Genomic DNA, 10,434 nt, shown 5'->3' on the forward strand with positions numbered 1-10,434 from the left:
AAAAGGTCACTGCTAGACTACTGGCAAGGATGCCAATGATTAACGTCACCAGAGGGCACGCTATGCTTCACATGAACAACCATACCCAACGCCCACTGCCCCCTGGGGCTTGGGCAAGGATCAGTGGACTAGTGCTGGCGGGCGCTATTAACACGGCAAATGCGGAAATCGTCCAGGAATCGCTGGAAACCGACCATTTAAACCTTTCCATTGAGAGTATCGCCGATGGTTTTGAGCATCCTTGGGCGGTGACGTTTTTACCCGATGGCCGCTACTTGGTGAGCGAACGCAGCGGGCAACTGAAACTTGTCGATCCCGAAAGCGGTGAAGCCAGTACGTTGGAAGGCATGCCCGAAGTGAGTACTCAGGGCCAGGGCGGTTTGCTAGACATAGCGTTACATCCTGATTTTGAAGGCGGAAATAGCGAGGGTGATAACGATTGGATCTATTTCACCTGGAGCAAGCCCGAGGGCAATAACAGCCGTTCAGCATTATCGCGAATAAAATGGCACAATGGCCAGCTAGGAGAGGTCGAACACTTGTTTGAACAAGATCGCGCCTCTGGGCCGGGCCGCCATTACGGCTCGCGGTTGGCGTGGCTGCCCGACGGTACCCTGCTAATGAGTATTGGGGATCGCGGCAGTGAACCGCCCCGCGCCCAGGCAAGCGATGACCACGCGGGCTCTACCCTGCGTCTTACCGCTACTGGCGGCGTTCCCGATGACAACCCTTTCGTTGGTGATGACACCACCCTGGATGAAATTTACTCCATGGGTAATCGCAATATTCAAGGCATGGTCGTGCTCAGTAACGGCGAAGCCTGGGCGTCAGAGCATGGCCCCCGCACCGGCGACGAGCTGAATCATATCGAAGCGGGCAATAATTATGGCTGGCCAAAGGTCAGCCAGGGCAATGACTATGCAACCAACGAGCCGATTGGCGAAGATTCGCTCCCCGGCATGGTTGACCCAGTGTATGTATTTGAAGGCCGCTTCGCCCCCGCCGGGCTTGCCGAAGTGACTAGTGACGCCTTTGGTGAGTGGCAAGGCAACTTATTAGCCGGTGGGCTAGGTAGCGAGAGGCTGTTGCGCCTGCGCTTGGAAGAGGGCCGTGTCGCCGAGGAAGAGCTGATTTTACAAGGCGAAGTGGGTCGCATTCGCGATGTTCGCCAAGGCCCTGATGATGCCATTTACTTACTCACTGACGCCCCCCAGGGCGGCTTGTACCGCCTAGCGCCAACGAACCAGTAGCGCTTCATTCACTGGCTGATATTAAAACGTATTAAAACCACCATGGATGCCCCATGCGACTACGCAATTTGATTATTTTGACTGTGATTGTGCCGCTGTTTGTCATCCTGGTGGTTTTTAGCTTAGTGGCAATCAAGTCGCTCGAAGATAACGTACGCTCAAAGCTACAAACGGAAGTTGAGATTATTACCCGTACGCTGAGCTCGTCGCTCAGCTACGCGGTTACGCCAGATAGCAATACGCCGCTTGAAGAAGCGTTACAGTCGGCGTTCTCCTTCCATCGAATTTACGGTGCCTATGTATTCGATACCCAGGGTCGCGATATTTACGGGCTGGGCCTAGGCAAAGATATTTTCAGCCGTGAAGAGATTCAACAAATCATTGAGCGCGATGACTTATATAGCAACTATCGCCAACACGATGGATGGAATTACTACTCTGCATTGACACCCTTGCGCTCACAAGATGGCACTGTATATGGGGTACTGCAGGTTAATCGGCTAAATACCGGTATTGAGAACTACACGGGTTTTATCAGTATTGTGGCCGTGTTGGTGTTTGTGATTGGCGCCGCCGGAATCGTGTTTAGTATTTGGTGGGGGTTTCGCCGCCATATCGAGCGCCCGCTTAACCGGCTGCTGCACGTAATGCAGTTAGTAGAAAAAGGTGACCGCAGCCAACGCGCCACCGAAGACGGCCCTATCGAATATCGCCACCTTGCCTCCGGTTTGAATGGCATGCTGGATGCGATGGCCGAAAAAGACCAAGAGATCGAAAATCGCCAACGGCGCGAAATTGAGCTTGAAAAGCGCCTGCGCAAATCGAAAAAGCTGGCTGAACTGGGCGTACTGGCAGCCGGCGTTGCCCATGAGATAGGTGCGCCGTTAACGGTGATCAATGGCCAGGCCCAGCGTTTGGCTCGCCGCGATGTGATTGGCGATGACGAACGCGCACGACTAGGGCGTATTCGTGGCGAAGTCGAGCGCATCGTTGAAATTGTGCGCCAGTTGATGGAATTAGGCCGCCAACATAACGTAGAGAAAGGCGAACTGGCGCTTGATCAGCTTATTATGAATGCCAGCGATTTGGTTGAAGACGAGCTGGAGCCACGCAATATTCGTTTAGACATTGAATTACCGTCGCCGACACCCAACTTACTCGCCAACGGCCAACAAATTGTGCAGGTGCTGACCAATTTGCTGCGCAATGCAGCGCAAGCCCCCGAAGTGAACAGAATTCGAGTGCGCGCCCAGCAGCAAGAGCACGAATTAATACTGTGGGTGGAAGATGATGGCCCAGGGATACCCAGTGCCCATCATCACAAAGTGTTCGACCCATTTTTCACCACCAAACCGGTCGGTCAAGGCAGCGGTTTGGGACTCTCTATGGTACATCGCATTATTAACGACCACGGCGGTACGATCGGCGTGTTTGACAGCGCCCTTGGCGGCGCTGGATTTGAAATCACACTACCTATTAGTGAAACCGCATCCGCGTGAGGACAACGTTTGTGACCCAACAGGATCCCCTTTTACCTTTGTTGGTGGTTGAAGATGACGCCGCTATACGTGAGTTATTAGAAGAAGAACTGCAGGATGCAGGCTACACGACGCTCGGCGTACCTAGCGCTGAAGAGGCGATCGCCTTACTAAGCCACACCACCGTCTCACTGGTAATTACCGACGTGCGACTGCCGGGTATGACCGGCATTCAGCTACTCCAGCAGCTCCGCCAAGCAGGCAGTGAGCTGGGCATTATTGTGATTACCGCTTTCGGTACCATCGATCAGGCGGTTGAGGCACTTAAGCTAGGGGCTGACGACTTTTTAACCAAGCCGTTAGACCTTGATGCCATCCGCGATGCCGTATTTCGTGTGCTGGAACGCCAACGCCTGGCGGTTTTCCACGACACGGATATCAGCCATTTCCACGGCATTGTGGGTAAAAGCCAGGTCATGCAGACACTGTTTCATGACGCCTCCCGCCTTGCCAAAAGCGATGCCCCCATTTTGATCTTAGGGGAAAGCGGTACCGGCAAAGAGTTACTCGCCCGCGCCATTCACCAGGAAAGCCCTCGCAATGACCAACCCTTTGTGCCGGTTAACTGTGCGAGCATTCCCGCAGATTTGATGGAGAGTGAGTTCTTTGGTCATGTAAAAGGCGCCTTTACCGGGGCTAATGAGGCGCGCAAAGGGCTCTTTCAAAGCGCTCAGGGCGGCAGCCTGTTTTTAGATGAGATTGGTGAAATGCCCATCAATCTGCAGGCTAAACTACTGCGGGCCTTGCAGGAGAAAACCGTGCGCCCAGTGGGCGGCGAGCGCGAAGAGCCAGTAGATGTCCGCATCATCGCTGCGACTCACCGCAACCTGGAGAAGGAAATCGAGCAGGAGAATTTCCGCAGCGACTTGTTCTACCGTTTGGAAACGTTCTCGCTGCGCATTCCTCCGCTACGCGAGCGCGGTACCGATATTGAGCACCTTGTTTTTGCCCTTATCGACAAGCACTCCGAGGCCCAGGGCAAGCAGATCGAGCAAATCGAGCCAGAAGCGCTCAACAACCTGCTCAACTATGCCTATCCCGGTAACGTTCGCGAACTGGAAAACGCCATCATGCGGGCAGTTACCCTGAGCGAAGATGGCTCGCTCAGCCATAAAGATCTGCCCGAACGGCTGCGCGAACAATCAACGGTGGAAAGCGGTACCCCACTGGTGCCTACCGTCAGTGGCGAAGTGCTGGCAGGGAGCCAGGTGCCCTCGGCAACGCCAATCCGCTGGCCTAGCCTAGAAGAAGTTGAAAAGCGCTATATTAACAAGGTATTAGAAGCAACGGGTGGCAACAAGCGACGCACCGCAGAAGTGCTGGGCATTGCTCGTCGGACGCTCTATCGTCGCCTGGAAGACAGTGAAGAGTAACTACCAGGATACTGATAAGGCGGGATGCGCTAGCTAGAAAACAGACAAAAAAACCCCCGCGGGCGCGGGGGCGGAAAGGATGGCAAATCGTGTGGAGCAGCCGCAGGGAACAAACAGCTGAGGCGATTTACCATCGTAGGGAGCGGTACACTTGCTAAAGACTAGTTACTGGTCGAATTTTCATCCTCTTCCTCAGCGCCAGGCATAGGTTCGGTTCCTTCACCAAAGCCAGGCTCGTCGTCAGGGTTCATAGTGCCCTCTGCGGGCTCGTCCATGGTGTCATCCGGCATGGACTCTTCTGACATAGGATCTTCTGACATCGTTTCTTCAGATTGCGTCATGCTGTTTTCTGCTGCTGGCTCTTCACTTAAGCCTGGATCCTGCTCCATCGCTGACTCTTCACTCATACCCGGTTCCGGCTGAGTGGTGGCATCCTGCTCTAATGGTGAAGGCTCTTCAGCAGGTGGCGCTGTTTCTTCGTTATCACCGCAACCAGCTAACACAATTACACTTGCCGCTGTCGCCATCATGCACAGCGTTAACCAGCGTGGGCGATTGGAAATTTGCTTGCTCTCAATGTGGTCGTGTTGCTTATCCATAATACCCACCTCCATTACTTACGCTGCTTGTTTCTAAACATTTCACTGGAAAAATCGACAGTCAGCTTTCCGTACACGTATACAAGTTATTCACAACACTCTACTTAAACTACAATCACTTTACGTGCCAAAAACATAAAAAACCAATATAAACAATTAATAATCAATGCCTTATAAAACATTAGCAATGCCATTATGTACTTATAGGCAGCCCGCGCGAGTGGGTAAAAAATGACACATGTAGCGTTAATTGCCCCGTTGAGCGAGCCGTTGTGACACACAGGCCCCACCTATGTATAATAATTTTTAATAAATTATCCGACTCAAGCTCTTATTTCTTTATGAATGGCGCAATAACGACACACGCCCATTCAGCTCAACAAAAAGGCATCGCCGATGGACGAGACACGACCCGTCAAAATTAAAGTGCGCGGATTAAGCAAAGTCTTTGGTAAGCACCCACAAAAAGCCATTGAGCTACGTGATCAAGGAATGAAGCGCCCCGAAATTCTGGAGAAATCCGGCCAGACGCTGGGGCTATCCAATATTTCGTTTGATGTCTATGAAGGCGAACTGCTGGTCATCATGGGACTCTCGGGGTCAGGCAAATCGACCTTGATCCGTTGTCTTAACCGTCTAATTGAGACCACCGAAGGTGAGATCATTATCGACGGCGAAAACATCCCGACGCTAAAAGAGAAAGCGTTACTGGAGTGCCGCCGCCGTCACTTCTCTATGGTATTTCAAAATTTCGCGCTATTTCCCCACCGCACTGTGCAGCAAAATGCCGAGTTCGGTTTGGAAATTCGCGGCGTAGAGAAAACAGAGCGCCATAAAATTGCCCATGATGCGCTTAAGCAAGTGGGCCTGGAGGGCTGGGAAGACGCCTACCCGAATCAACTTTCCGGCGGTATGCAGCAGCGCGTTGGCCTCGCCCGTGCTCTGGCAAACGATGCCACCGTACTGTTAATGGATGAAGCTTTCTCAGCACTTGACCCGCTAATTCGCAAAGACATGCAGCAAGAGCTTTTGCAGCTGCAATCCAAAATGCAAAAAACCACGGTCTTCATCACCCACGATCTGGATGAGGCGCTCAACATTGGCGACCGTATCGTGTTGCTGAAAGATGGCGAAGTGGTGCAGATCGGCACGCCGGAAGAGATTCTGACCAAGCCTGCGGATGACTACGTGCGTCGCTTTATCGAAGGCGTTGACCGGGCACGTATCTTGACCGCCGAGAGCGCCATGCGGCCACTGCGCTCCACCGCTCGGGAAAGCGATGGCCCACGCACGGCGCTACACCGCATGCGCGACCATGCTATCGACTCTATTTATGTGGTTGATCGCAACCGCCGCCTTATCGGGCTACTCGAGGCCGATGCCGCCAGCCGGGCCATTGAAGAGGGTGCCGATTCGATTATTCCCTACTTAACCCAGGATTTCCGCAAAGTCCCCATGGATGAGCCACTGCATAACCTGTTTGCCATGTTTAGTGAAAAGAGTTTCCCTATCGCCGTTATTGATAAGCAAGAGCAACTGCTAGGCGTGGTGGTTAAAGGCGCAGTACTCGACGAACTGGCACGAGCAGGAGAGCAATAATGGATATCCCACGCATCCCGCTAGGTGATTGGATTGAAGGCGGCCTGACTTGGTTGACCAGCGAATACTCTTTGGTTACCCGCGGCATCTCTCGTTTCACTCAAACCGGTATCGATGTTTTAAATGACGGCTTGATGTGGTTACCCGAGTGGGCGCTGCTTGGCTTGATCGCCCTGCTCTGCTGGAAGCTGGCGGGCACTCGCCTAGCCATAGGCGCTGCTGCGGGCTTGGCACTGATCTGGAACCTGGGGCTCTGGAACCCGATGATTGAAACGCTCACGCTGGTAGTGTTCGCTACCATGGTGGCAGTCGTCATCGCGTTACCTGTGGGTATTGCCGCGGCGCTGTCTAACCGGCTTTACCGGGTCATTATGCCAATTCTCGACTTTATGCAGACCATGCCAGCGTTCGTCTATTTGATCCCGGCTATTCCATTTTTCGGTATTGGCTCGGTGTCGGCGATTTTTGCCACGGTGATCTTCTCGATGCCTCCGGCCATTCGCTTTACCACCCTGGGTATTCGTCAAGTACCGGTGGAGCTGATTGAGGCCGCCGATGCCTACGGCGCTACCCGTGGTCAAAAGCTATTCAAAGTGCAGCTACCGCTGTCACTGCCCACAGTAATGGCAGGTATCAACCAAACGATAATGCTCGCTCTCTCCATGGTAGTGATCGCCGCCATGATTGGCGCAGATGGTTTGGGCAGCGAAGTGTGGCGCGCAATTCAACGCTTGCGCCCTGGCGACGGCTTTGAAGCAGGCATCGCGGTGGTCATCCTGGCCATGCTGCTTGACCGCCTGACGCAATCGCTTAGAAAAACCCGGCAATAGCGAAAACGCGCGATAGAGTAAAACAGCAGAAGCGGCTGCGTTGAGCCATTAGCTTGCTAAGTCGCTCTTTGCTTACCATGCTGTGTTTTGCAGCAACCGTGCTCGTTAAGCATCATGCACGTTAATAAACAGTACATTTATATTTTAATACACAAGGGAGAAAGTGAATGAAACATCGCACATTGAACCTCCGTATCCGTCTTGCTTCGCTGGCACTGCTAGCAGGTGCTGGTGTGACCGTCAGCAGCGCGGCGCAGGCTGAAGAAGAGAAAGGCATGGTTAACCTGGCCTACGTAGAGTGGTCTTCCGAAGTCGCTTCAACTAACGTGGTCGCTGCAGTACTTGAGCAAGCGGGCTATGACGTCGAGCTAACCTCACTCTCAGCGGCGGCTATGTTCCAGGCGCTCTCCACTGGCGATGCGGATGCCATCGTCGCTGCTTGGTTGCCAACCACTCACGCCGATTACATGGAACGCCTGGGCGATAGTATTGAAGACCTTGGCCCCAACCTGGACGGCACCAAACTGGGCCTTGTGGTTCCAGAGTATACTGACGTCGATTCGATTGCAGACCTTAACGATAACGCCGACAGCTTTAACGGCGAGATCATCGGTATTGACCCCGGTGCAGGTTTAATGAGCCTCACCGAAGAGGTTGTGGATACCTATGACCTTGAGCTGAATCTGCGTAGTGGCAGCGGTGCCACCATGACGGCGGCACTGTCGAGTGCAATTAATAACGAGGAAGATGTCGTTGTTACTGGCTGGACGCCCCACTGGATGTTTGCCCGCTTTGATCTCAAATATCTAGAAGACCCTGAAAACGTCTATGGCGGTGCAGAGCAGATTCACACCGCAGTTCGCCAAGGCCTGGAAGACGACATGCCAGAAGCCTATGCCATTCTCGACGCTTTCGAGTGGACGCCTGAGCAGATGGGCGAAGTCATGCTGATGAACCAGGAAGATGGCAGCGATCCCTATGAGAACGCGAAGCAGTGGGTTGAAGATAACCAAGACGTAGTCACAGAGTGGCTCGATAGCTAAACGAGCCAAGCAGTTACGGTAGCAGGGGGCGGGTGGCCCTCTGTTGTCGTTTTAAGAACTGTTTTAAGCCCTGCTATTAAGTACTGTTTAAGCGCCAAGGTTCACATTACGTTGAATACTCTCATAATAGATTTGCTACTGTGAGCACCTAAGCGCGCACCATGCAATGTGGGTTGATGACCACATTTTGGTTTCTGTTCACCCTTTTGATCGACACTTCTTGATCGAAATAGAGAGGTTCCTGTGGATAACCACGACGATAAACGCCCCCCTAAAGAGCCCGCCTCTGAGGGCATACCCGCCCCAGACGGTCCGGCTAACCTGATCGATACCGATTATGTCATCGGCCAAGACAACATCACTACTAACACCATGGGTCTCAATCTTGACCTGCACGGCAAGGTGTTTAGCATTTCGGCAATCATCGTGCTGCTGTTTGTGGTGCTAACCCTGGCGCTGCAAGATACGATTGCGCCTATTTATGATGCTATTTTTGGTTTTTTGACCGGCAACCTTGCGTGGTTCTTTATTTTAGCGGCGAATATATTCGTCATCTTGTGTATTGGTCTGATCTTCTCTCCTCTAGGTAAAATCCGCATTGGTGGCGCCGATGCCAAGCCTGATTTTACCTATATGGGTTGGTTTTCAATGCTGTTCGCCGCGGGCATGGGCATTGGCCTAATGTTCTTCGGTGTTAACGAACCGCTGACACACTTTGGCACTTCATTTGACGGTGGCAGTTGGGCGCCGCTTGCGGGTGCGGAAGGCAATGCTGCCGGTGCTGAAGCGTTAGCTATGGCCGCAACCATCTTCCACTGGGGCCTGCACCCCTGGGCGATTTACGCGGTGGTCGCGCTTTCCCTGGCGCTGTTCTCTTTCAATAAGGGCCTACCGCTATCCATGCGTTCAGTGTTCTACCCCCTTTTGGGTGAGCGCGTATGGGGCTGGCCAGGCCACGTGATTGATATTTTGGCAGTGTTTGCCACTTTATTTGGTTTGGCTACGTCCCTTGGTTTAGGGGCAACCCAAGCAGCAGCAGGCCTCACTTACCTGTTTGGTGCGCCGGAAAGTGATATCACCATGATCCTGTTGATCATCGGTATTACGATGATCGCCATCGGCTCAATCGTGGCAGGCGTTGATAAGGGCGTACAGCTGCTCTCCAAAATCAATATTATTCTTGCGGCAATGCTACTTTTCTTTGTGATTGCTGTTGGCCCTACCCTGATGATTGCCACGGGCTTCTTTGAAAACCTTTGGAACTATGCGGTTCATCTACCTGCGTTATCGAATCCTTTTGGTCGTGAAGATGCCAACTTCAGCCAGGGCTGGACAGCCTTCTACTGGGCCTGGTGGATCTCCTGGTCTCCGTATGTCGGTATGTTTATTGCGCGGGTATCCCGCGGTCGTACAGTGCGTGAATTTCTGGTCTCGGTGATGCTGGTGCCGTCCACTGTATCAGTACTATGGATGACCACGTTTGGTGGCACAGCCATTGATCAGTACGTCAGCCAAGGCATTGAGGCCGTTCGCGATGCAGGCGTTGATCTGCAGCTATTCATAATGCTCGAGCAGCTGCCGTTATCACAAATCACCTCATTCGTGGCCATTGTGCTAGTCATCGTGTTCTTCGTGACGTCGTCTGACTCTGGCTCGTTGGTGATTGACTCCATCACCGCTGGCGGTAAGGTCGATGCACCGACGCCACAGCGCGTTTTCTGGGCGATCATCGAAGGCGCGATTGCCATTGCGCTACTGCTAGGCGGTGGCCTAACAGCGCTGCAAACCATGGCTGTTTCTACCGGCTTCCCGTTCACCATCATTCTGCTAGTGGCCTGCTATGCCATTATCAAGGGGTTGATGAGCGAACCTAAAGCCGTCTAGCGATGCTTTGAACCGACCATGGTTTTAAACCAATCATAAGTTTAAAGCTTGCTGGTACTGTTCAAATTTAGCTAGTAAACGGGCAACCCAATGAACTGCACCCCAAAAGTTGGACGCTCATCCAACGATTGGGGTGTTTTTCATGACGAAACATAATGAAGCGTTCAAGTTACTAGTAGTGCAACGCTACACAGAAGGACAGCAGGGTTACAAGAGTCTGGCCAGACAGTACGGTCTTGGCCCTACAACCGTCAGGCGTTGGGTTAAACACTTTGAACAGCATGGTCTAAGTGGCTTGCAGAAAAAGTTCACCCACTA

8 protein-coding genes are annotated in these 10,434 nt (G+C 52.7%); 7 read left to right on the forward strand and 1 reads right to left on the reverse strand.

What is annotated here, in order from left to right; translation table 11 throughout:
* Positions 1–62 precede the first annotated feature (62 nt).
* From E0L35_RS24045 to E0L35_RS24055, 3 genes are read left to right on the forward strand one after another with little or no spacing between them, the layout of a single operon-like run.
* Positions 63–1,250: a PQQ-dependent sugar dehydrogenase gene (locus E0L35_RS24045; protein WP_138801626.1), complete on the forward strand. Its 1,188-nt coding sequence runs from the start codon at positions 63–65 to the stop codon at positions 1,248–1,250.
* Between the two features lie 53 nt (positions 1,251–1,303).
* Positions 1,304–2,749 carry an ATP-binding protein gene (locus E0L35_RS24050; protein ID WP_022522398.1) on the forward strand — a complete coding sequence of 482 codons (1,446 nt, stop codon included), beginning with the start codon at positions 1,304–1,306 and terminating at the stop codon, positions 2,747–2,749.
* An 11-nt stretch (positions 2,750–2,760) separates the two neighbouring features.
* On the forward strand, positions 2,761–4,161 hold the full coding sequence (locus E0L35_RS24055; protein WP_027958616.1) for a sigma-54 dependent transcriptional regulator: 1,401 nt from the start codon (positions 2,761–2,763) through the stop codon (positions 4,159–4,161).
* A gap of 161 nt (positions 4,162–4,322) precedes the next feature.
* Here the strand turns inward: E0L35_RS24055 and E0L35_RS24060 are convergent, their stop codons facing one another.
* Positions 4,323–4,760, reverse strand: coding sequence for a hypothetical protein (locus tag E0L35_RS24060; RefSeq protein WP_035538192.1), 438 nt, complete (start codon positions 4,758–4,760; stop codon positions 4,323–4,325).
* Between the two features lie 396 nt (positions 4,761–5,156).
* Between E0L35_RS24060 and E0L35_RS24065 the strand changes: the two genes are divergently transcribed.
* The 4 genes from E0L35_RS24065 to E0L35_RS24080 all read left to right on the forward strand — a co-directional run bounded on the left by E0L35_RS24065 (position 5,157) and on the right by E0L35_RS24080 (position 10,116).
* Complete coding sequence (locus E0L35_RS24065) at positions 5,157–6,359, forward strand: glycine betaine/L-proline ABC transporter ATP-binding protein (RefSeq protein ID WP_009288359.1); 1,203 nt, start codon at positions 5,157–5,159, stop codon at positions 6,357–6,359.
* The gene (locus tag E0L35_RS24070) at positions 6,359–7,189 is read left to right on the forward strand and encodes a proline/glycine betaine ABC transporter permease (RefSeq protein ID WP_009288360.1); all 831 of its coding nucleotides are present in this window, start codon (positions 6,359–6,361) and stop codon (positions 7,187–7,189) included. Before E0L35_RS24065 ends, E0L35_RS24070 begins: the two co-directional genes overlap by 1 nt.
* Before the next feature lie 167 nt (positions 7,190–7,356).
* Positions 7,357–8,232, forward strand: a complete 876-nt coding sequence (locus E0L35_RS24075; RefSeq protein WP_022522395.1) for a glycine betaine ABC transporter substrate-binding protein — start codon at positions 7,357–7,359, stop codon at positions 8,230–8,232.
* Between the two features lie 243 nt (positions 8,233–8,475).
* On the forward strand, positions 8,476–10,116 hold the full coding sequence (locus E0L35_RS24080; RefSeq protein WP_089691366.1) for a BCCT family transporter: 1,641 nt from the start codon (positions 8,476–8,478) through the stop codon (positions 10,114–10,116).
* The last annotated feature ends 318 nt before the right edge of the window (positions 10,117–10,434 follow it).

The organism is Halomonas sp. ATBC28 (genome assembly GCF_005937175.1).
In the GTDB taxonomy this organism is placed as follows: domain Bacteria; phylum Pseudomonadota; class Gammaproteobacteria; order Pseudomonadales; family Halomonadaceae; genus Vreelandella; species Vreelandella titanicae.

Excerpts from the sequence above, each read along its gene's own strand:
- E0L35_RS24070 (WP_009288360.1), top strand. The coding sequence starts at position 6,359 with ATGGATATCCCACGCATCCCGCTAGGTGATTGGATTGAAGGCGGCCTG.
- E0L35_RS24060 (WP_035538192.1), bottom strand. The coding sequence starts at position 4,760 with ATGGATAAGCAACACGACCACATTGAGAGCAAGCAAATTTCCAATCGC.
- E0L35_RS24065 (WP_009288359.1), top strand. The coding sequence starts at position 5,157 with ATGGACGAGACACGACCCGTCAAAATTAAAGTGCGCGGATTAAGCAAA.
- E0L35_RS24075 (WP_022522395.1), top strand. The coding sequence starts at position 7,357 with ATGAAACATCGCACATTGAACCTCCGTATCCGTCTTGCTTCGCTGGCA.
- E0L35_RS24045 (WP_138801626.1), top strand. The coding sequence starts at position 63 with ATGCTTCACATGAACAACCATACCCAACGCCCACTGCCCCCTGGGGCT.
- E0L35_RS24050 (WP_022522398.1), top strand. The coding sequence starts at position 1,304 with ATGCGACTACGCAATTTGATTATTTTGACTGTGATTGTGCCGCTGTTT.